Origin of the sequence: Embleya sp. NPDC008237, from assembly GCF_042956465.1 — a bacterium.
GTDB lineage: Bacteria > Actinomycetota > Actinomycetes > Streptomycetales > Streptomycetaceae > Embleya.
In genome coordinates this window covers 226647-246896 of sequence record NZ_JBIBGL010000011.1, presented here as the reverse complement: position 1 = coordinate 246896, position 20250 = coordinate 226647, and the positions used below count along the sequence as shown (strand labels likewise).

General features: G+C 71.4%; 21 protein-coding genes. 2 read left to right on the top strand and 19 right to left on the bottom strand.

Going from position 1 to position 20250, the window contains the following annotated elements:
• Positions 1–69: 69 nt before the first annotated feature.
• From ACFZBU_RS28075 to ACFZBU_RS28060, 4 genes are all read right to left on the bottom strand, one after another.
• Complete coding sequence (locus ACFZBU_RS28075) at positions 70–411, bottom strand: Lsr2 family protein (RefSeq protein ID WP_391586443.1); 342 nt, start codon at positions 409–411, stop codon at positions 70–72.
• A gap of 230 nt (positions 412–641) precedes the next feature.
• Positions 642–1151, bottom strand: a complete 510-nt coding sequence (locus ACFZBU_RS28070; RefSeq protein WP_391586442.1) for an amino-acid N-acetyltransferase — start codon at positions 1149–1151, stop codon at positions 642–644.
• 221 nt (positions 1152–1372) lie between these two features.
• On the bottom strand, positions 1373–2242 hold the full coding sequence (locus tag ACFZBU_RS28065; protein WP_391586441.1) for a DUF11 domain-containing protein: 870 nt from the start codon (positions 2240–2242) through the stop codon (positions 1373–1375).
• Positions 2243–2404: 162 nt separating this feature from the next.
• The gene (locus ACFZBU_RS28060; RefSeq protein WP_391586440.1) at positions 2405–2809 is read right to left on the bottom strand and encodes a BlaI/MecI/CopY family transcriptional regulator; all 405 of its coding nucleotides are present in this window, start codon (positions 2807–2809) and stop codon (positions 2405–2407) included.
• A gap of 267 nt (positions 2810–3076) precedes the next feature.
• On the opposite strand from ACFZBU_RS28060, the gene ACFZBU_RS28055 reads away from it, so the two are divergent.
• Positions 3077–3955 (top strand): M23 family metallopeptidase, encoded by an 879-nt coding sequence (locus tag ACFZBU_RS28055; RefSeq protein ID WP_391586439.1) that lies wholly within the window; start codon positions 3077–3079, stop codon positions 3953–3955.
• Between the two features lie 71 nt (positions 3956–4026).
• Here the strand turns inward: ACFZBU_RS28055 and ACFZBU_RS28050 are convergent, their stop codons facing one another.
• The 12 genes from ACFZBU_RS28050 to ACFZBU_RS27995 all read right to left on the bottom strand — a co-directional run bounded on the left by ACFZBU_RS28050 (position 4027) and on the right by ACFZBU_RS27995 (position 15878).
• Positions 4027–4656 carry a GDSL-type esterase/lipase family protein gene (locus ACFZBU_RS28050; protein WP_391586438.1) on the bottom strand — a complete coding sequence of 210 codons (630 nt, stop codon included), beginning with the start codon at positions 4654–4656 and terminating at the stop codon, positions 4027–4029.
• A gap of 126 nt (positions 4657–4782) precedes the next feature.
• Positions 4783–6291 (bottom strand): bifunctional lysylphosphatidylglycerol synthetase/lysine--tRNA ligase LysX, encoded by a 1509-nt coding sequence (gene lysX / locus ACFZBU_RS28045; protein ID WP_391586437.1) that lies wholly within the window; start codon positions 6289–6291, stop codon positions 4783–4785.
• Between the two features lie 254 nt (positions 6292–6545).
• Positions 6546–7757 carry a hypothetical protein gene (locus ACFZBU_RS28040; protein ID WP_391586436.1) on the bottom strand — a complete coding sequence of 404 codons (1212 nt, stop codon included), beginning with the start codon at positions 7755–7757 and terminating at the stop codon, positions 6546–6548.
• Positions 7758–7847: 90 nt separating this feature from the next.
• On the bottom strand, positions 7848–8636 hold the full coding sequence (locus tag ACFZBU_RS28035) for a type III pantothenate kinase (protein ID WP_020549599.1): 789 nt from the start codon (positions 8634–8636) through the stop codon (positions 7848–7850).
• Positions 8637–8751: 115 nt separating this feature from the next.
• Complete coding sequence (gene nadC / locus ACFZBU_RS28030; RefSeq protein ID WP_391586435.1) at positions 8752–9642, bottom strand: carboxylating nicotinate-nucleotide diphosphorylase; 891 nt, start codon at positions 9640–9642, stop codon at positions 8752–8754.
• Positions 9639–11288 (bottom strand): L-aspartate oxidase, encoded by a 1650-nt coding sequence (locus ACFZBU_RS28025; RefSeq protein WP_391586434.1) that lies wholly within the window; start codon positions 11286–11288, stop codon positions 9639–9641. Before ACFZBU_RS28025 ends, nadC begins: the two co-directional genes overlap by 4 nt.
• Positions 11285–11716, bottom strand: a complete 432-nt coding sequence (gene panD / locus ACFZBU_RS28020) for an aspartate 1-decarboxylase (protein ID WP_391586433.1) — start codon at positions 11714–11716, stop codon at positions 11285–11287. Before panD ends, ACFZBU_RS28025 begins: the two co-directional genes overlap by 4 nt.
• Entirely contained in the window at positions 11713–12573 is an 861-nt protein-coding gene (panC, locus tag ACFZBU_RS28015) for a pantoate--beta-alanine ligase (RefSeq protein WP_391586432.1), read from the bottom strand. The genes panD and panC overlap by 4 nt, the downstream gene beginning before the upstream one ends.
• On the bottom strand, positions 12570–13508 hold the full coding sequence (locus ACFZBU_RS28010; protein WP_391586431.1) for a Rossmann-like and DUF2520 domain-containing protein: 939 nt from the start codon (positions 13506–13508) through the stop codon (positions 12570–12572). Before ACFZBU_RS28010 ends, panC begins: the two co-directional genes overlap by 4 nt.
• 64 nt (positions 13509–13572) lie before the next feature.
• Entirely contained in the window at positions 13573–14007 is a 435-nt protein-coding gene (locus ACFZBU_RS28005) for a hypothetical protein (protein WP_391586430.1), read from the bottom strand.
• Between the two features lie 196 nt (positions 14008–14203).
• On the bottom strand, positions 14204–15385 hold the full coding sequence (locus ACFZBU_RS28000; RefSeq protein ID WP_391586429.1) for a cytochrome P450: 1182 nt from the start codon (positions 15383–15385) through the stop codon (positions 14204–14206).
• A gap of 34 nt (positions 15386–15419) precedes the next feature.
• Entirely contained in the window at positions 15420–15878 is a 459-nt protein-coding gene (locus ACFZBU_RS27995) for a 2,4'-dihydroxyacetophenone dioxygenase family protein (RefSeq protein WP_391586428.1), read from the bottom strand.
• A gap of 140 nt (positions 15879–16018) precedes the next feature.
• On the opposite strand from ACFZBU_RS27995, the gene ACFZBU_RS27990 reads away from it, so the two are divergent.
• Positions 16019–16828: an SDR family NAD(P)-dependent oxidoreductase gene (locus tag ACFZBU_RS27990; protein WP_391586427.1), complete on the top strand. Its 810-nt coding sequence runs from the start codon at positions 16019–16021 to the stop codon at positions 16826–16828.
• A 97-nt stretch (positions 16829–16925) separates the two neighbouring features.
• On the opposite strand, the gene ACFZBU_RS27985 is transcribed toward ACFZBU_RS27990, so the two are convergent.
• From ACFZBU_RS27985 to ACFZBU_RS27975, 3 genes are all read right to left on the bottom strand, one after another.
• The gene (locus ACFZBU_RS27985) at positions 16926–17624 is read right to left on the bottom strand and encodes a response regulator (RefSeq protein ID WP_391586426.1); all 699 of its coding nucleotides are present in this window, start codon (positions 17622–17624) and stop codon (positions 16926–16928) included.
• On the bottom strand, positions 17621–18853 hold the full coding sequence (locus ACFZBU_RS27980; RefSeq protein ID WP_391586425.1) for a sensor histidine kinase: 1233 nt from the start codon (positions 18851–18853) through the stop codon (positions 17621–17623). The genes ACFZBU_RS27985 and ACFZBU_RS27980 overlap by 4 nt, the downstream gene beginning before the upstream one ends.
• Before the next feature lie 117 nt (positions 18854–18970).
• Positions 18971–20149 (bottom strand): sensor histidine kinase, encoded by a 1179-nt coding sequence (locus ACFZBU_RS27975; RefSeq protein WP_391586424.1) that lies wholly within the window; start codon positions 20147–20149, stop codon positions 18971–18973.
• Positions 20150–20250: the final 101 nt, after the last annotated feature.

Genomic DNA, 20250 nt, shown 5'->3' with positions numbered 1-20250 from the left:
AAACGACATGAGCGGTGCCCTCCCCCGGTTCGTTCGGGGGAGGGCACCGCTCGATGATGGCGTCGACGATCAGGCGTGGGCCTTCTCGTAGGCGTCGCGGATGTTGCCCGGCACGCGACCGCGCTCGCTCACGTCATAGCCGTTCTCCTTGGCCCAGGCGCGAATCTTGGCGGTGTCGCCGGAGGCGGCACCACCCTTGGCCACCTGGCGGACGCCGCGGCGAGCCGCGACCCGGCCACCGGTCTTACGGCCGGCCTCGACGTAGGTCGTCAGGGCCGCGCGGAGCTGCTCTGCGTGCGTGGCGCTCAGGTCGATCTCGTAGGAGACACCGTCGAGCGCGAACGTCACCGTCTCATCGGCCTTGCCGCCGTCGAGGTCGTCAACGAGAAGAATCTGGACCTTCTGTGCCACCAGGATTCCCTTTCATCGGGAGGGTTCAACCAACTCAAGAAAAGGAAACCGCTTTCTGCGGGAAAATACAAACCCACCCGCGCGGAACCCGTCGAGTCGGCAATACGTTACCGGGTTTGTGGTTGCGACTTCACCGCACACCACACCGTCATGGGCAAGAAGCGTCAAGGGGTTCGCCGGCGTGGGGCACGCGATCTCCACCACACTCACGCGGTCTACGCGGATCGAGATCACTGCCAGAGATGGAGCAGCATCCGCGTGTTGCCAAGGGTGTTGGGTTTGACGCGTTCCAGATCCAAAAACTCGGCGACGCCCTCGTCGTACGAACGCATCAGTTCACTGTAGACATCGCGGTCGATCGGGGTCTCCTCGATCTCGACGAAGCCGTGCTTCGCGAAGAAGTCGACCTCGAAGGTCAAGCAGAATATCCGTCGAACACCGAGCCAACGCGCGGTCTCCAGGAGTTTGCTGAGCAAGAGGTGGCCCACTCCGTGGCCGCGGCACACCGGATCCACCGCGAGAGTGCGCACCTCGGCGAGGTCTTCCCACATCACGTGCAGCGCACCGCACGCGACCACCTCACTGTCCGCGTCCCGCTCGGCGACCCAAAACTCCTGCACGTCTTCGAAGAGGGTGACCGTGGGTTTGTCCAGAAGGATACGCAGCCCCACGTACCCATCCACAAGGCGTCGAATGGCCCGCACATCGGACGTTCTGGCACGTCGGATCGTCACTTCCATGGGCTGACGCTATCGCGATCACGATAGCCGTCGCCGCTCCGCCCTGTTTACCACCGATCTGCCCCGGTGGAAGCGGAAACACCCGGACCGACGACGGAGGTCCGGGCGGGGTTTCGCACCGCCCGGACCTCGCGTTCTTCATACATCCGGCACCGATACCCGCAGCCCGCCGCCACCGTCGTGGAGTGATCGGGTCGGATATGGACCGATTCCCCCGGTGATTACCGGGTCTTGGAATCGGCCACCCGCGTGCTCGCGCAAGCCGCCTCGGCGTCGTCGCCACACGCGTTGCGGATGACCGGCTTGGCACCCGGCGCACTGACGAAACTCGATCGCGCGGTCATCTCGGATCCGGCCGCGCCTTGCGGCACCTGGAACACGAGAATCAGGGTGACCTCGGAGCCGCCCTTGATCCCGCCGGTCTTCCACACTCCGGTCGCCGCGTCGAATTCCCCCTGCGAGACCTTGGATTTCGTCGGTTTCACACCCGCCGGCAACGCGTTGCGCACGACTGCGGACTTCGCCTCGTCGCCGCCGGAGTTTCGTACGGTCACCGTGTGGGTGACCGTGTCACCCGGCTTGGCCTGCACGGGGTCGGCCGTGCGGCGCAATTCCAGCTTGGCCGTCGAGGCCGGATCCACCGCCCGGGTGGGCGGCTGGTCCGGCAGCGTCACCGAGGTCGTGTCCACCCCGAGGTCGGCCGGGTTCGGCAGGTCCGGCAGCGTCACCCCCGGCGGCAGCGACGTGGCCGGCGTGCCCATCAGGCTCCCGAGCGTGTCCTGGAGCCGCTGCCCGAGCGTCGCTCGCAGCTGATCGAGTTGGCCGCGCAGGTCGGCCATCGCGTCGTCCAGCGCGGTCATGTCGGACCGCGAGGGTGCGGGCACGCGCGAGGTCGACCACAGGGACCACCCGTGCGACGTGGTCCACCCGTTCGCGGTGGTCCACTCGTACGACCTCGTGACCGGGTCCGGCTGCTGCCGGGGTGCAGCTGCCGCCTGGCCGACCGTGGCCGGAACGGCGCCCAGCACCGCGCTGGCCGCGACGCCGGCCACCACGAGGGCGCGTCCCGTCCGGGTTTTCACTCGCATCATGTCGGTCCACTTTCCGTTCCGCCGTGCAGAAGTCGCATTTCTTACGTAGATCATTAATACGATTACGCAGAGTTGCACTCCGAGGCGGCGCGAGCTGCGCCGAACGAATTGGCAACGCCTCCGAACAGCCCACGGCCGCATCGAACGGGCCGTCGATTCGGCTCAGGGCAGCGCGACCCGCAACGCGTCGCGCAACGCCTGGATCTGTTCCGGCGTCATGCCCTCGACGAAGTGCACGAGAGCACCGGCGCGACTGTCGCCCGCCGCCCAGTCCGCGCGCATCAACTCGGCGGTATACGCGTCCCGCGAGCGCACGGCTTCGTACCGAAAGGCCCGCCCGTGCAACCTGCGGCGCAGCAGACCCTTGCGAAAGAGTTTGTCGAGCACGGTCATCACCGTCGTATAGGCGAGCTCGCGTTCCGGCAGCAGCGCCTCCTGCACCTCGCGCACCGACGACGGGCGATTGAGCCGCCAGATGCAAAGCATCACCCGGGCCTCGAGTTCGCCGAGACGCTGCATGCCGACCTCTTCCCGAAACCTCGTCGCGTGGTGAGCTGCATCACGCATGGCGCGCGATCTCCTACGCGGCATCGTAGACACGGTTTCGTCCGGAATTGTGGCATTGGGCTCGCCTGTGCCTCGGATGCGGCTCGGATGCGGCGATTCGAGACTCAGGCGTATGCGCGAGCACGGGACGGACTACTACGCAGCCACGTAGTGTCCGCTCCGTCACGACTTGGTCGATGTGCGGTGGATTGTTACCACTGATCCCGGCCCAGTCGTCGATTCCCCGAGGTGTTCGTGCCGCACTCCCCCGAAGCTCCGCACACGTCCGTGTCCACGTCCACGTCCACATCCACGTCCGCCGATCGGCTTTCGCGGCTGAAGACGCTGCGTCCGAGCCGTCCGGTCACCATGGTCGCCGGCCTCGCGCTGCTGGCCATGGCCGTCACCACCGGGGTGCAGGCGTCGGGGTCGGATTCGGGCACGAAGCGGGCGGCCGGCTCGCCGAGCGCCGATCCGGAAATCGCACAGCGGCTCGCCGGCCGCGGCGCGGACGTCGCGGCCCGCTCGCAGGAGCGCCCGGCGTTGGACGCCGCGCGGGAGGCCGAGCGACAGGCCGCGGCGGACGCCTCCGCGCGGGCGGAGGCGGAGCAGGCCCGGGAGGCCGAGCGAGCCGAGCAGGCGGAAGCCGAGCAGGCCGAGCAGGCCGAGGCCGAGCGGGTTCGGGAGGCCGAGCGGCAGGCCGAGGCCGAGCGGGTTCGGGAGGCCGAGCGGCAGGCCGAGGCCGAGCGGGTCGCGGCCGAACGGGCCGCCTCGGGATGGGTCGTGCCGACGTCCGGCTACACGCTGACCGGCCGCTTCGGCAACAGCGGCGCCCGCTGGGCGCACACGCACACCGGCCTGGACTTCGCGGCGCGTTCCGGCACGCCGATCAAGGCCGCCGCCGCCGGGAAGATCGCCTCCGCGGGCACCGCCGGCGCGTTCGGCAACCGGATCGTGATCACCCACCCCGACGGCACCCAGACCTGGTACTGCCACCAGTCGCGATTCGCGAAGACCTCCGGCTCGGTGACGGCGGGCGAGGTGATCGGCTACGTCGGTACGACCGGCAACTCCACCGGTCCGCACCTGCACTTCGAGGTGCATCCCAAGGGCGGCGCGGCCGTGGACCCGAACAAGTGGCTGACCGGCAAGGGCGTCGCGCCCTGATCGCCCTGGCCTGAGCGCGCTGCCCCCGGCGCCCGCATCGAGCGGGCGCCGTGCGCGCTTCGGCCGAGCCGTCAGCTCCCGACCGCGAGCGAGTCCAGCCAGTCCCACCAGCCGCCCACGGCGATCAGGGCGGCGAGCTTGGCGTAGCCGGCCGAGTCGCAGTGTGCCCCGTCGCCGTACGCCTCGATGCTCGCCCACCACTCGGGGTCCTCGCGCAGGGTGCGCTGGAGGGGCACGAAGGTGATGCCGCGCGCGGCGCACGTCTTCGCGTACGCGTCCTCCAGGGCCAGCGCGTCCTCGCCGCCGTCCACCTCGCCGGGGACCGGCGGCGCGCCGACGACCAGGCAGGTCCAGCGGGCGCCGGTGGCGGTGTCCAGTATCGCGTCGAGGTTGGCGACGCTGTCCTCGTGCCCGACCCGGCGCCGGCCGCGCTCGATCCTGACGTCGTTGACGCCGAACGCGAAGACCATGCCGGTGCCGTCGGCGTGCCGCATCCGCGGGACCGCCTCGCCGTACCAGCGCTCCGCGACGTCGGCCGAGGTCTCCAGCCGCACGCCGAGGTTGTACGCGGTCAACTGCCGGCCCCGGCGACGGGACTCGGCCGCGAGGCGACCGACCCATCCGCCGCCGGCGAGATCGCCGACGCCTTGGACGAACGAATCGCCGGCGACGCAGATCCGGAGATCGGGGGCTGCTTCCATGCGGCCGACCCTATGCGTACGAACGGGTGACGCGCCCGGGAATACGACAGGAGCCCCCTCGGGGGCGACGATCGGTCACCGAGGGGGCTCTCCTGCGCCGGAGCGGCGGACCCGCCCCGGGGTGGATCAGTCGGTGGTCGGCTTCACCAGCGGGAACAGGATCGTCTCGCGGATGCCGCGGCCGGTGAACGCCATGATCATCCGGTCGATGCCCAGGCCCAGGCCGCCGCTCGGCGGCATCGCGTATTCGAGCGCGCGCAGGAAGTCCTCGTCGATCCGCATGGCCTCGACGTCGCCACCCGCGGCGAGCAGCGACTGCTCGGTGAGCCGACGACGCTGCTCGACCGGGTCGACCAACTCGGAGTACGCGGTGCCCAGTTCCATGCCGAAGCCGATCAGGTCCCACTTCTCCGCAACGCCCGGCGTACTGCGGTGCTGGCGGGTCAGCGGCGACGTCTCGATCGGGAAGTCGCGAACGAAGGTCGGCTCGGCGAGGGTGTGTTCGACCAGCGCCTCGTAGATCTCCTGAACCAGCTTGCCCTGGCCCCACGCCTTGTCGTACTCGATCTCGCGCGCGTCGGCGAGCTTGCGCACGGTCTCGATCGGCGTCTCGGGGGTGACCTCCTCGCCGACCGCCTCGGATACCGAGCCGTAGACGGTGATCTCGCGCCACTCGCCGGAGATGTCCACCTCGCGGTCGCCGTAGCGGAAGGTGTGCGTCCCGAACACGGCCTGGGCCACGTGCTGGTACACCTCGCGGGTGAGCGTGGCCATCGTGTTGTAGTCGCCGTACGCCTCGTACGCCTCGAGCATGGTGAACTCGGGGTTGTGCGTCGAGTCCGCGCCCTCGTTGCGGAAGTTGCGGTTGATCTCGAAGACCTTCTCGGCGCCGCCGACCACCAGGCGCTTGAGGTACAACTCCGGCGCGATGCGCAGGTAGAGGTCCATGTCGTACGCGTTGATGTGGGTGACGAACGGACGCGCGGTGGCGCCGCCGTGCACCGGCTGCAACATCGGGGTCTCGACCTCCAGGAAGTCCCTGGTGTCGAACCACTCGCGGATCGAGCGCACGATCCGGCTGCGGGTGCGCAGCATCGCACGCGACTCGTCGTTGACGATCAGGTCGACGTAGCGTTGGCGAACCCGGGCCTCGGGGTCGGTCAGGCCCTTGTGCTTGTCCGGCAGCGGGCGCAGGCACTTGGACGTGATCGCCCAGGTGTCGACCATGATCGACAGCTCGCCGCGGCGGGAGGTGATGACCTGGCCCTCGACGCCGACGTGGTCGCCCAGGTCGACATCGCTCTTCCAGGCCGCCAGCGACTCGGCGCCGACGCCGTCGAGCGAGACCATCACCTGAATGTCGCCGTCACCGTCGCGCAGGGTCGCGAAGCACAGCTTGCCGCCGGTGCGGTACAGCACGACCCGGCCGGTGAGGCCGACCCGACGCCCGGTCTCCACATCGGCCTCGAGACCGTCGAACTCCGCGCGCAGGGCGGCCACCGTCGTGCTGCGGGGGAATCCGACCGGGTACGGGTCGGTCCCCTCGGCGCGAAGTCGATCGAGCTTGTCGCGGCGGACCCGCATCTGCTCGGGAAGGTCGTCGATCTGCGGCTGCGCTGCGCTCTGCTCGGTCACGGGACAAGGCTACCCATGGCCGACCGGCTCCCCGAACCGATATCCGCCGGACCGGACAGGGCCCGGCCGTGAAACAACCCCGGCGGCGGGCTCCCGGGTCGGGGCTGCGACGAGGATCGCGTGGGGGCGGCGCCGACTCCGACGGTCGGGGTCGGCGATGAAGCCGTCCCGGCTCTCCTACGGCGGATCCGGGCGGGAAGGAGCGCCGAACGGGGCTTCGCCCGCCCGCCGCGCCCGAACTCGGTGTCGCAGCGTCAACCGGTGCCGGTGTGCAGGATTTCCGGGGCCGGGAGTTGGCCGAGGGGGCGGCCCTGACGGCGGTGCGGAATGACCGGGGAGAGGGTTTCCCGGGTGGGGGCGGGCCCGGTGGAGGGTCGGGCGGGCTCGGGTTCGGCCGCGTCGGGTTCGGCCCCCCGGGCTTCGGCGGGGTCGGGCTCGGGGTCGGCGCACTCCGCTTCTGCGCACTCCGCTTCTGCGCACTCGGGTTCGGTGCGCTCGGGTTCCACGCACGCGGGGTCGGCGCGCTCGGGTTCGGTGCGCTCGGCTTCGGCAGGCTCGGGGGCGAGAGTTGCGCGCTCCGGAGCCCCGTCGTCCGGGGTCTCCTGGGCTGCCGACTCGGGTCCGCAGGCTTCGCGTTCGGCCGGCTCGGGTGGGCAGGATCCGGCTTCGGCGGGCTCGGGTTCGGGGGCTTGGGGTTCGACCGGCTGAGGTTCGACCCCTTGGAGTTCAACCCCTTCGAGTTCGACCTTTTGGGGTTCGCTCGCTCCCGATTCGGCTGCCTCGGGTTCGGCCGGTTCGCAGTATTCGGCCGTCTCGGGGGTGTCCGTCGCCGATCGGGCCGGTTCGAGGGCGGCCGGGTCGCCGTGGGTGGTCGGCGTGGGGGCGGCCTCCGGGAGTGGTGGTGCCGCGAAGGGGGTTGCCGGCGGCGGGGCGGCCTGGGCGGCGGGAGCCCGGCGTCGGGGTTGCGCCGCGGGGCGGGGGCGGGTGGGGATCAGGATGTCCAACGGGTCGGTGCGGGTGGCCCGGTCGGCCTCGGCGGCGGCGCGGCGGTGGGCCCGGGCGGCGAGGCGCTGTTCGAGGTCGACCTCGGCCAACCGGGTGCAGCGGTGCAACAGCGCGATGCGGCTTGCCCGTTCGCGCTCACCGCAGGGCAGGTCGACGGTGCTCCGCAGGGCGGCCAGGTCCTCGGCCGACGGGATGTGCGCGACCTCGTCCACCGCGTTCCGCAGGCAGTCCAGGAACGTGGACGCGGTTCCCGGCAGCGCGGCCCGATAGCGCCGCAACTCGGCCGTCATGAACGTGCGCAGCCGCTCCCGCTCGTCCTGCGCCTCGCCGATCGCCCGGCCGAGCAACCAGAAGTCGACCGAGTCGCGACCGCCGCGCAGCGCAACGGCCAGCGCGCGGCGCAGTACCCGCACCTCGTGCGCACTGAAGGCCATCCCCTGGTCACCATGTGGCGTCGGCATAACACGCACTGTATGTGGCGAGATGGACAATCCGGCTTATTTGATGCGTGTGTTTTTCCGATTTGGAGCCGGCCGCGAGGCCGGCTCCGCTCAGACCGCCGCGTTGCGCTCGTAGACCATGCGCAAGCCGATCAGGGTCAACCACGGCTCGTGCACGTCAATCACCGAGGCCTCGCCCAGAACCAGCGTGGCCAGCCCGCCGGTGGCCACCACGGTGACCGCGTCCGGGTCGTCCGGGGACAGTTCGGCCGCCATGCGCTTGACCACGCCGTCCACCTGCCCGGCGAAGCCGTACAGGATGCCCGCCTGCATCGCCTCGACCGTGCTCTTGCCGATCACGCTGCGCGGGCGCATCAGCTCGATCTTGCGCAACTGCGCGCCGCGGGCGCCCAGCGCGTCCACCGAGATCTCGATGCCGGGGGCGATCGCGCCGCCGACGTACTCGCCCTTGGTGCTGACCGCGTCGAAGGTGGTCGCGGTGCCGAAGTCGACCACCACGCACGGGCCGCCGTACAGCTTGACCGCCGCGAGCGCGTTGATGATCCGGTCGGTGCCGACCTCCTTGGGGTTGTCCATCAGCACCGGCACGCCGGTCTTGACCCCGGGCTCGACGACCACCGTGGGGATGTCGCCGTAGTAGCGCCGCACCATGTCGCGCATTTCGTGCAGTACGGACGGCACGGTGGAGCAGATCGCGATGCCGTCGATGCCGTCGGCACCGATCAGTGGGTGCTGGCCGAGCAATCCCGCGAGGACGACGGCGAGTTCGTCCGCGGTCCGCCGGGCCTCGGTCGAGATGCGCCAGTGCTCGACGATCTCGTCACCGTCGAACAGGCCGAGCACGGTATGCGAGTTACCGACGTCGATGGTGAGCAACATCGTGGGCGTCCTTGGTGTTCTGGCTCGGGCCGTGGGGGACGGAGCGCGGCTTCGGAAAGGGAAGAGCGGCGGGGCGGGGCGGGGACGGGCTGATCCGGTGAACGGTACCGGTCGCTCAGGCGCGCAGATCCACGCCGACGTCCAGGATCGGGGCGGAGTGGGTGAGCGCACCGACCGCGATGTAGTCCACGCCGGTCTCGGCGACCTCGCGGGCGGTCGCCAGGGTGAGGCCGCCGCTGGCCTCCAAGCGGGCCCGGCCCGCAACCAGGGTCACCGCCTCGCGCATGCGGTCCGGCGTCATGTTGTCCAGCAGGATCAGGTCGGCGCCCGCGTCCAGGACCGGCGGGATCTGGTCGAGGTGGTCCACCTCGACCTCGACCGGCACGTTCGGGAAGGCCGCCCGCACGGCCTTGAACGCCTCGGCGACGCCGCCCGCGGCGACCACGTGGTTGTCCTTGACCATCGCCGCGTCGGACAGCGACATCCGGTGGTTGACCCCGCCGCCGCAGCGCACCGCGTACTTCTCCAGGGCGCGCAGCCCCGGCGTGGTCTTGCGGGTGTCCCGGACCGAGGCACCGGTGCCCTCGATCGTGTCCGCCCACGCGCGGGTGGCGGTGGCCACGCCGGACAACCGGCACAGCAGGTTGAGCGCGACCCGCTCGGCGGTGAGCAGCGTGCGGGTGCTCGCCTCGGCGGTGAACAGCACCGTGCCGGGGGTCACCGCGTCGCCGTCCCGGACGTGCCGGGTGACCACCAGGTCGGCTCCACAGACCAGTTCGAGCACCGCCTCGGCGACCGGGAGGCCCGCGACCACGCCCGATCCGCGGGCGGTGAACTCGGCGTGACCACGCGCGTCCTCGGGCACGGTGGCCACCGAGGTGACGTCCACGCCGCCGTCGAGGTCCTCGGCGACGGCGGCGGTCACCAGCGCGGCGACGGCGAGCGGGTCGAGCCCGGCCTCGGCCAGGCGCGACGTGAGATCGGCGGACAGCTGGGCGGTACTCACGCGGTCGACTCCTTGGGTTCGAGTGCCTGGTAGGCGACGTGCAGGGCGCCCTCGCGCAGCGACGTGACCAGGTTGCCGCGCCACGCGGCATCGTCGAGGTCCGGGCGGTCCTCGCGCCAGTGGCAACCGCGCGTCTCCTCGCGGATCAGCGCGGCCCGGGCGAGCGCGCTCGCCACCAGGTGCAGATTGGTGGTCTCCCACGTCTGCGTGCACGGATCGGCGCTGGTCCGGGCGGCCAGCGCGGACAGCGCCTCCTCGGTGTCGGCCAGGCCGGCCGCGTTGCGCAGCACCCCGGCGCCCGAGGTCATCGCGCGTTGCAGGCGCAGCCGGACCTCCTCGCCGAGCAGCCCCGCCGGGCCCTCGGGGGCGACCGGCGCGGCGAACGGCGGCATGTCCCGGGCCAGATCGGCCGCGATCCGCTCGGCGAAGACCAGGCCCTCCAACAGCGAGTTGGACGCGAGCCGGTTGGCGCCGTGCACACCCGTGCAGGCTACCTCGCCGCACGCGTACAACCCCGGCACGCTGGTCCGACCGTGCAGGTCGGTGCGAACGCCTCCACTCGCGTGGTGCGCGGCGGGCGCCACCGGGATCGGCTCGGTCACCGGGTCGATCCCGTGGGCACGGCAGGCGGCCAGGATGGTCGGGAAGCGGTGCTTCCACATCTCCGCGCCGAAGTGCCGGCCGTCCAGGTACATGTGCTCGGCGCCGGTCTCGGCCATCCGGCGCATGATGCCCTTGGCCACGACGTCGCGCGGGGCCAGTTCGCCGAGTGGATGACGATCCGTCATGAACCGGATGCCGGCCGCGTCCACGAGGTGCGCGCCCTCGCCGCGGACCGCCTCGGAGACCAGCGGCTGCTGGCCCTCGGCGCCCGCGCCGAGCCACAGCACGGTCGGGTGGAACTGGACGAACTCCAGGTCGGTGACCTCGGCCCCGCCGCGCAGCGCGAGCGCGACCCCGTCGCCGGTGGACACCGACGGGTTCGTGGTGGAGGAGAAGATCTGACCCATGCCGCCGGTGGCGAGCACGACGGCGCGCCCCACGGCGGCGCCGACCCCGTCTCGCGCTCCCTCGCCCATCACATGCAGGGTGACCCCGCAGGCGCGCCCGGTGGCGTCCTTGAGCAGGTCGAGCACGAGCGCGTTCTCGATCACCTCGATGTCCGGCGTGGCCTGCACGGCGGCGACCAGTGCCCGCGATATCTCCGCACCCGTCGCGTCGCCGCCGGCGTGCACGATCCGGTTGCGCAGGTGACCACCCTCGCGGGTGAGCAGCACGTCGCCGTCCGGTCCCCGGTCGAACTCGGCGCCGGTGTCGATCAGTCGGCGCACCGCGTCCGGACCCTCGGTGACCAGGACCCGGACCGCGTCCTCGGCGCACAATCCGGCGCCCGCCACGAGCGTGTCGTGCAGGTGCTGTTCGGGGCTGTCGCCCTCGCCGAGCGCGGCCGCTATCCCGCCCTGCGCCCAGCGTGTGGAGCCCTCGTCGAGCTGTGCCTTGGTCACCAGCAGGACCCGGCCCGCCCGGCGCGCCCGCAGCGCGACGGTCAGGCCGGCCACCCCGGAGCCGACCACGATGACGTCCGCGCGCACGCTCCACCCGGGATCGGGGGCGGCCAGGCGCGCGGGAAGTGCGGGCGTGTTCATTGCGCGGCCCGGTCGCCGACCACGCGGTCGCCGCGTACCGTTTCGCCACCGGGAAGGGCCTCGGCCGGGTCGTGACCGGTTCCGGTGATCGTGTTCGCCGCGTCCACGAACACCACGCGCGGCTTCAACGCCCGCGCCTCGGCGTCGGTGACCTGGGCATAGGCGATGATGATCACCAGGTCGCCGGTGTGCACCAGGCGGGCGGCGGCACCGTTGATGCCGATCACGCCGGTGCCGCGCGGGCCCGCGATCGTGTAGGTCTCCAAACGGGCGCCGTTGTCGATGTCGACCACGTGCACCAGTTCGCCGGGGAGGATGTCGGCGGCTTCGAGCAGATCCTCGTCGATGGTGATCGAGCCGACGTAGTGGAGGTCCGCCTGCGTGATCGTCGCGCGGTGGATCTTGGACTTGAACATCGTGCGCATCATGACCGGGGGACTCCCGTGATCTTCAGGCGGGCGTTGTCGATGAGCCGGGTGGCGCCCACGCGGGCCGCGATCGCCAGGATCGCCGGGCCGACGTGGTCGGCGGCCACCGGGGTGAAGTCGTCGATGTCGACCAACTCCACATAGTCGGGTTCCAGCACGGCGCGCAGCACGTCCTCGGCGGCGGCGCGCACGGCGTCCGCACCGTCGCCGGCGCGCCGGGCGCCCGCGTCGAGCGCGCGGCTGAGCGAGAGCGCGATCTCCCGCTCGGCCGGGGACAGGTAGCGGTTGCGGCTGGACCGGGCCAGCCCGTCGGGTTCGCGGACGGTGGGCACGCCCACGATCTCGACGGGGAAGTTCAGGTCGCGCACCATGCGCCGGATCAGCGCGAGTTGCTGGGCGTCCTTCTCGCCGAAGAAGGCGACCTTCGGTGCGGTCAGGTGCAGGAGTTTGGCGACCACGGTGAGCATGCCGTCGAAGTGGCCGGGTCGAGAGGCCCCTTCGAGCACCGCGCCGGTGGGTCCGGCGGCGATCCGCACCCGCGGCTCGCCGCCGGGGTAGACCTCGTCCACCGAGGGCGCGAACACCACGTCGGCGCCCGCCTCCCCGCTCAGTTCCAGGTCGGCGTCCAGAGTGCGCGGGTAGCGGTCCAGGTCCTCGCCCGCGCCGAACTGGAGCGGGTTGACGAACACGGTGACCACGACGTGGCCGGTCGGACCGACGAACTCGCGTGCCGCCCGGATCAGCGCCGCGTGGCCCTGGTGCAGCGCACCCATCGTCATCACCACGGCGCGCAACCCGTACGGCCGGGTGTCCTCGGTGAGCTCGGCCGCGGTCCGGGCCACCCGTACGGCGGTCACGGTCGGCCTCCCTCGGCCAGCACGCCCAGCAGCGCCTCGGCCGCCTCGGCCTTGAGCAGGCCGGCGTTCAGCGCCCGGTCGGCGGTCAGCCGGGCCATCGCCACGTAGGCGGCCAGCGCCTCGGGCGAGACCCGGCGCAGTTCGGCCACGTGCGCGGCCACGGTGCCCGCGTCGCCGCGCGCGACCGGGCCGGTCAGCGCCTGATCGCCGGCGCGCAGCGCGTTGTCCAAGGCGGCACCGAGCAGCGGTCCGAGCATGCGGCCCGGGGCGCGGACGCCGGCCGCGCCGAGCAGTTCGATCGATTGCGCGACGAGGGTGACCAGGTGGTTCGCGCCGTTGGCCAGGGCCACGTGGTAGAGCGCGCGGTCGCGCTCCTCGATCCACTCGGGTTCGCCGCCCATCTCCACCACGAGCGCCTCGGCGACCGGGCGCAGCGGCTCGGGCGAGGTGACCCCGAAGGAGCAGCCGACCAGTCGTTCGAGGTCGATCGTGCTGCCGGTGAAGGTCATCACCGGGTGCAGCGCGAGCGGGAGCGCACCGGCGCGCGTGGCCGGTTCCAGGACGTCGACGCCGTAGCGGCCCGACGCGTGCACCAGGAGTTGACCGGCCTTGATCGCGCCGGTCTCGGCCAGGCCCTGCACGAGCGCTTCGAGCGCGTCGTCGGGCACGGTCAGCAGGGTCAGGTCGGAGGCCGCGATCACCTCTTGCGGGGTGACCAGCGGAACACCCGGCAGGAGGTCCTCGGCGCGGCGCCGGGAGGTCTCCGATACGCCGGAGGCGGCCACCACCGAATGCCCGGCGAGGGCGAGGGCGGCGGCCAGGGTCGGGCCGACGCGGCCGGCGCCGACGACTCCCACGCGCAGCCGCGCGGGGCGGTCGGCGGGGTCGGGCGAGCGGCCGTGTGGATGCGGACGTGCGGTGATGTCGTTGTTCACGCGAGCGAGCCTTCCGTTCCAGTCCGCGGCGGGTACCGGACGAGTACTGGCCCGATCAGGGTACTCACGCGCCGCGCGAGCCGGTCCCCGGGTTGGTCGGCAGGTCGGTCGGCAACGGGCCCGGCGGTGCCCACCGATAGCGGGTGGAGCCCGCCTGGTGGACGACGCGGTGCACGACCTTGCGTCGGATCAGCTCGGGCCCGCGCATGCCGATCGCGCCGAGCGCGGTCAGCACGAGGCCGGTCAACAACATCGTGCCGGTGACCACCCGGGCCACCCGGACGCTGCGCGGGCCGCCCTGGGTCTGCAGTGTGTAGGCGGAGGGGGTCGAGCGATCCGCGTCGGCGGTCGATTCCACCGATGCGGCGCTACTGCGCTCGGGTGACGGCGAAGGGGTCGGGCCGGCGTCCAGGGCCCCGGCCGCCGCGACGATTCCGACCGCGGCGACCGCGAGCGCACAGCGTCGACCCGCGCGTATGACCAGCTGACGGCTTCCCATGGGGAGCCTCCCGGAGACCGGTGACGATTGACCAGGGGCGAGGGTTCGGCCCTCTTCTTTCCCCGAGTCGGTCGCTTATGTGTCCCCTTTCGACCGCCTTCGCATGCCTCCCGTCCTGCGCAGGACCCGGCGGCCGGGCCCTGCCGGGGCGGGGCCCGGGCCACCCGGCCGCCGGTCACCGAAGGTCATCCCGGCGCTACCCGAGTCGGACCGGCAATCGGGTGAGCGCGTTGTTGAGGTTCGAGCGCAGCCGCTCGGGCTCGCCGATCGCCTCGATCGTGGGGTACCGCGCGAGCAGCTCCTCGAAGAACACCCGCCCCTCCAGCCGCGCGATGTGCACGCCCAGGCAGAAGTGCTCGGCGAAGCCGAAGGACAGGTGCGGGTTGGGCCTGCGGGTGATGTCGAAGCGCTGCGGGTCGGTGAACACCTCCTCGTCGCGGTTCGCGGAGGTGTAGTACATGGCCACCTTGTCGCCCGCCTTGATCGGCACGCCGCGCAGCTCGGTGTCCCGGGTGGCGGTCCGGCGGAAGTAGTGCAGCGGGTTGGCCCAGCGCAGGATCTCCTCGACCGCGCCCGGGACCAGGGCCGGGTCCGCGCGCAGTGCCGCGAGTTGCTCGGGGTGGGTCAACAGCGCGTGCAGCCCGGCGGACAGCATGGTCTTGGTGGTGTCGTTGCCCGCTGTGACCAGCTGCACGAAGAACTGGCCGAAGTCGAGGTCGGTCATCATTCGGCCGCCGAACTCGGACTCCAGGATCAGCGAGGTGACGTCCTCGCGCGGCTCCTCGGCCCGGCGCGAGGCGGCGAAGCCGATCGCGTAGCGGGCCATCTCGATCGCCGCCCGGCCGCCCTCGCCCGCCGTGTTGCGCTCGGCGAGCGCGTGGATGTGGTCCCAGTCGGCCGGCGGCAGACCCATCAACTCGCCGATCACCTGGGTCGGCAGGCTGGAGGTGACGTCGTGCACGAACTCGACGTCACCGGTGCCCACGCGCGCGAAGATCTCCCGACAGATGGTCCGGATCCGGTCCTCCATGCCGCCGACCACCTTCGCGGTGAAGGACTTCACCAGCGGCTTGCGGTAGGCGCGATGGCGCGGCGGGTCCATCGACAGCAGCGTGCCGCGCAGGGCTTCGAGCCGCTCGGGTTCGAGGTCCTCCAGGATGATCCCGCCGGCCTCGGCGGAGAAGATCGCCGGGTTCTGCGACACGTACTCGACGTCGGCGTGCCGGAGCACGGCCCAGTAGCCCGGCTGTCCGGGGATGTCCTGCCAGTGCACGGGGTCGGTCCGGCGCAACTCGGCGAACAGCGCGTGCGGCGGGCCGTCCAGATACAGCTCGGGGCTGTAGAGATCGGGTCCGGTCGGGGCGGGCGTGACGGTCATGACATCTCCCTCGCAACCTCGGATCGGACCGTCGTCAGCCCACGACCACGTTCGGCCGGCCGAAACCCTGCGCCTCGCACAGGGCGTAGTAGGCGCGCAGCGTGCCCGCGCCGTCGGTCACCGAGGTGATGTTGCCGTCGGCGTCCAGGTTGAGGTTGGCGCCGTACATCTGGAACCACACCCGGGTGTCCGGCTCGACGCAGGTGAGCGTGTGCACGGAGCCGGCGGGCTCGTACAGGAACGAACCGGCCCGGTTCACGTAGTCGTACTCGGTGTATTTCCAGGCACCGGACACGGTGTATCCGTAGACGGGGCCGGTGTGCCGGTGCGTCTCGACGGCGAAGCCGGGCTGGAAGATGTTCTCCACGATCCACAGGCCCTCCTCTTCCTTGACGCACAGCACCTTGAGCTTGTTGCCGCCGCCGATCTCGACGAACGGCAGGTCCTCGGCGCCGATGTGCACGGCGGGGCGTCCGGTCTCGGTGGTGGTCATGCGGGTTCCTCCCGAAGGCGAGCACTGCTCCTGTAACGGTGTAACAGCATGCCTCAAGGACCGGTGAGTTTCGAGGGCCGCGTGGGATGGGCAACACCATCGATCGCACATGCGGCGAGGATGGAGACGGGGAGCGGGAGATGGGACAGCTCGACGGGAAGGTGGCCGTGGTCACCGGCGGCGCCAACGGAATCGGTCGCGCGTGTTGCGAGCGCTTCGCCGAGGAGGGCGCCGACATCGTGATCGCCGACCTCCTGGACGAGGCCGCGATCGGCACCGTCGAGGCGGTCGAGAAGCGCGGCCGACGGGCCACCTACATGCACACCGATGCGAGCAGCCCGACCGACATCGGGACGGTGATGCAGCACGCGATCGACACGTTCGGGGCGATCGACGTCCTGGTCACCGCGGCGGGCATCAGCACGGCCGACTACGTCAGCGGCCGACCGAGCAACACGGCCGCGGTCGAGCGGGATCCGATCAAGCGGTTCGTGGACAGCCCGCTCGCCGAGTGGCAGCGCGTGCTCGACGTGAACCTGACCGGGACGCTGCTCGCGGTCCAGGCCGCCGCGCGCTGGATGGCGGCCCAGGGTCGCCGCGGCTCGATCATCACCATCGCCTCGATCGCCGCGAAGCACCCCGAGGCGGGGTCGGCGGCCTACTCCGTGTCCAAGGCGGGCGTGTGGATGCTGACCAAGCAGGCCGCGCTCGTACTCGGCCCGGCCGGGATCCGGGTCAACGCGATCGGTCCGGGCTTCATCGAGACCAACATGACCGCGGTCCTGCGCGGCATGCCCGAACTCGAACAGCGCCTGCTCGGCAGCGTGCCGCTGGGCCGGATGGGCAGCGCCCGCGAGGTGGCCAACGCGGCGCTGTTCCTGGCGAGCGACCAGTCGTCCTACTTCACCGGCGAGATGTTGCACCCGGACGGCGGCTTCTACACCGACTGAGCCACCGCGTGCCCGCACCCGCACGCGGGTCGCACGATCCGCCTGCGGGTGCGGCCACCGGTGCGGGTGCGGGTACCACCGGTGTGATCGGCGGGACTTACCGTCCCCGGGCCTTGACCAGGCCCGTCTCGTACGCGAGCACCACGACCTGGACCCGGTCGCGCAGTCCGAGCTTCATCAGGATGCGACCGACGTGGGTCTTGATGGTGGCCTCGGACAGGAACAGCCGCTGGGCGATCTCCGCGTTGGACAGGCCCTGGGCGACCAGCATCATCACCTCCAGCTCGCGTTCGGTCAGCGCGTCCACCACGTCCGGCCGCGGCTCGTGGTCGCTGGGCAGGATCGGCGCGAACCGGTCGAGCAGGCGCTTGGTCGTGCTCGGCGCGACCACCGCGTCGCCGGAGGCCACCGCCCGGATCCCGGACAGCAGCTCCGGCGGCGGGACGTCCTTGAGCAGGAAGCCGCTGGCTCCGGCCTTGAGCGCGGCGAACGCGTACTCGTCCAGGTCGAAGGTGGTCAGCATGAGCACCTTGGGCCGCAGCCGGCCCTCGGGCAACACCAGCGCGTTCTCACCGCCCTCGGCGCAGATCCGCCGACACGCCTCGACCCCGTCCATCCGCGGCATCCGCACGTCCATCAGGACCACGTCCACGTCCACGTGCCGAAGCTTGTCCAGCGCCTCGACCCCGTCGCCGGCCTCGGCGACCACGCTCATGTCCGGCTGGGCCTGCAACACCATGGTGAAGCCGGTCCGCAGCAATTCCTGGTCGTCGACCAGCATCACCTTGATGCTCACTGAGCTCCTTGAAGAGTCGTCCTGATGGGCGTGGCGGAGGAGATGGAGGAGTCGTCGGGACGGCCGGCGTAGGGCAGCATCGCACTGACCGACCACCCGCCCCCGATGCTCGGCCCGGTCCGCAACCGGCCGCCCAGCATCGCGACCCGCTCACGCATGCCGACCAGGCCGTGGCCCATCCCGTCGCCGGGGGCCGCCGCACCTCGGCCGTCGTCGCTGATCTCCATTTCGAGCCCATCTTCCCCGTAGCCGACACCGACCGTCGCGGTGGCATCGGGACCGGCGTGTTTGCGCGTGTTGGTCAGCGCCTCCTGGACAATGCGGTAGGCGGTCAGCGCGACGCTCTGCGGCAGTTCGACCGGCACCCCCTCGACCCGGAGCTCGACGTTGAGGCCGGTGGTGCGCACCTGCTCGACCAGTTCGCCGAGTTGTTCGACACCGGGCTGCGGTACGTACGCGTCGGTCTCGCTCTGCGAACGCAACACCCCGAGCAGTCGGCGCATCTCGGCGAGCGCCTCGCGCCCGGTCGACGCGATCGTGCCCAGCGCCTCGCGGGCCCGGTCCGGCGACGACTCGATCGCGTACGCGGCGCCGTCCGCCTGCACCACCATCACCGACACGTTGTGCGCGACCACGTCGTGCAGCTCGCGGGCGATCCGGGCCCGCTCGGCCGCCGCGGCGATCTGCGCCTGCTGGTCCCGTTCGAACTCCAGCCGGGTGGCCCGCTCCTCCAGTTCGGCGTAGAACGCCCGTCGGGTGCGCATCGAATCGCCCAGCACCCACGCGATCGCGAGCAGCACCACGAGGAAGCCGAAACCGATGACGTTGTCGCGGAACGAGGCGTCGTCCGATTCCGGGAAGCGCCCGAGCAGGATCGCCGGTCCGAGCAGGATCATCACGAGCCCGGTGCGCGAGAGCCATCGCGGGCCGGACTTGGCGGCCGTGTACAGCGCGACGAGCATCGCGTAGTTGGCCGAGGTGAGCGTGTCGTCCCAGACCAGCTGCATCAACCCGCCGACCACGACCAGGGCGGTGGCGGTCAGTGGCCGCACCCGGTGCAGCACCATGCCCAGACTGAGCAGCACCACGATCACGAGCCACCACCAGCGCGGAACGGATGCGGCGGGGTCCTCCAGGACCTGGAGCAGCGCAAGGCCGAAGACCGGAATCGTGCATACCGAGTCGACCCACAGGGGGTGTGCTCGCAGCCACGCATAGATTCGTTGCACACTTCGACGCTACGTGGCGCCGGGCCGTATGCGCGTCAACCGACGTACCGAATCGTTCCTCCGCCACAAGTCGCACCCGACCATGCGGCGCGCACACCCCTGGTGCCGTCGGGGCGCTCAGACGCCCTCCCCCGGGCGTACCGGCAACCGGGCCAGGACCTGCCAGCCGCCGCCCGACCGGGGCCCGGTCTCCAGCCGGCCGCCGAACAGGGCGACCCGCTCGCCCATGCCGACCAGGCCGTGCCCCATCCCGTCGCCGGGAGCCGCGGCGCCCCGACCGTCGTCGCCGACGTGCAGTTCGACGTCCTCGCCCAGGTAGCGCAGCCGCACCAGCGCCTTGACGTTCGGCCCACCGTGCTTGCGGGTGTTGGTCAGCGCCTCCTGAACGATCCGGTACACGGTCAACGCGACGCCCTGGGACAGTTCGACCGGCACCCCCTCGACGGTCAGGTCGACCGCCAGGCCCGCGCTGCGCACCCGCTCCAGGAGGTCTTCCAGCTGCTCGACGCCCGGTTGCGGGACGTAGGCGTCGCCCTCGTTCTGGGCGCGCAGCACGCCCAGCAGTCGGCGCATCTCGGCGAGCGCCTCGCGTCCGGTGGCGGAGATCGTGCCGAGCGCCTCACGGGTCAGCTCGGGCGCGCCGTCCAGCGCGTATGCCGCGCCGTCGGCCTGCACCACCATCACCGACACGTTGTGCGCGACCACGTCGTGCAACTCGCGGGCGATCCGGGCCCGCTCGCTCGCCGCGGCGATCTGCGCCTGCTGGTCCCGCTCGCGCTCCAGCCGGTCGGCCCGGTCCTCCAGCTCGACGTAGTACGCCCGCCGGGTGCGCATCGAATCGCCCAGCACCCACGCGATCACGAACGGGCCCATCAGCAGCAGCGTGAAGAAGACGATGCCGGTGGTCGGCACATCCGGGTTGTCCCACCAGCGCAGCATCGCCGCGATCGGCGCGAGCACTCCGCCGACGAGCGCCGAGCGCGAGGCCCAGCGCGGGCTGTAGGCGGCGGCGCTGTAGGCGATCGCGGGCATGGCGAGCGCTTCCAGACCGGGCGGTATGTCGTCGAAGAGCTGGAAGATCCCGATCGCGAGGGTGACCACCAGCGCGTGGGTGGGCAGGCGCCGCCGGATCAACAGCACGAGCGACATCGTGCCGAGCGCGATCAGATGCGGGACGTCGGGCGGGCCGGGCTGGTCGATGATCACCTCGAACAGGCCGAACATGAGCAGCAGCAGCGCCCACGCTCCGTCCACGAGCAGGGGGCGTCCGCGGAGCCAGGCGTACAGGTGGTGCACACAGGCAGGGTAGACGGGCACATCCGGCCGTCCGCAGGCCGGACGGACCGGCACGGACCGACCTCGCTCGCACGGCGGCGATCTCGGGCCGGTACCGTCGG

Excerpts from the sequence above, each read along its gene's own strand:
- ACFZBU_RS28035 (WP_020549599.1), bottom strand. The coding sequence starts at position 8,636 with ATGTTGCTCACCATCGACGTCGGTAACTCGCATACCGTGCTCGGCCTG.
- ACFZBU_RS28000 (WP_391586429.1), bottom strand. The coding sequence starts at position 15,385 with ATGACCGTCACGCCCGCCCCGACCGGACCCGATCTCTACAGCCCCGAG.
- ACFZBU_RS28050 (WP_391586438.1), bottom strand. The coding sequence starts at position 4,656 with ATGGAAGCAGCCCCCGATCTCCGGATCTGCGTCGCCGGCGATTCGTTC.
- ACFZBU_RS28070 (WP_391586442.1), bottom strand. The coding sequence starts at position 1,151 with ATGGAAGTGACGATCCGACGTGCCAGAACGTCCGATGTGCGGGCCATT.
- ACFZBU_RS28005 (WP_391586430.1), bottom strand. The coding sequence starts at position 14,007 with ATGGGAAGCCGTCAGCTGGTCATACGCGCGGGTCGACGCTGTGCGCTC.
- ACFZBU_RS27995 (WP_391586428.1), bottom strand. The coding sequence starts at position 15,878 with ATGACCACCACCGAGACCGGACGCCCCGCCGTGCACATCGGCGCCGAG.
- panD (WP_391586433.1), bottom strand. The coding sequence starts at position 11,716 with ATGATGCGCACGATGTTCAAGTCCAAGATCCACCGCGCGACGATCACG.
- ACFZBU_RS28025 (WP_391586434.1), bottom strand. The coding sequence starts at position 11,288 with ATGAACACGCCCGCACTTCCCGCGCGCCTGGCCGCCCCCGATCCCGGG.
- ACFZBU_RS28060 (WP_391586440.1), bottom strand. The coding sequence starts at position 2,809 with ATGCGTGATGCAGCTCACCACGCGACGAGGTTTCGGGAAGAGGTCGGC.
- ACFZBU_RS27990 (WP_391586427.1), top strand. The coding sequence starts at position 16,019 with ATGGGACAGCTCGACGGGAAGGTGGCCGTGGTCACCGGCGGCGCCAAC.
- ACFZBU_RS28065 (WP_391586441.1), bottom strand. The coding sequence starts at position 2,242 with ATGATGCGAGTGAAAACCCGGACGGGACGCGCCCTCGTGGTGGCCGGC.
- ACFZBU_RS28040 (WP_391586436.1), bottom strand. The coding sequence starts at position 7,757 with ATGCCGACGCCACATGGTGACCAGGGGATGGCCTTCAGTGCGCACGAG.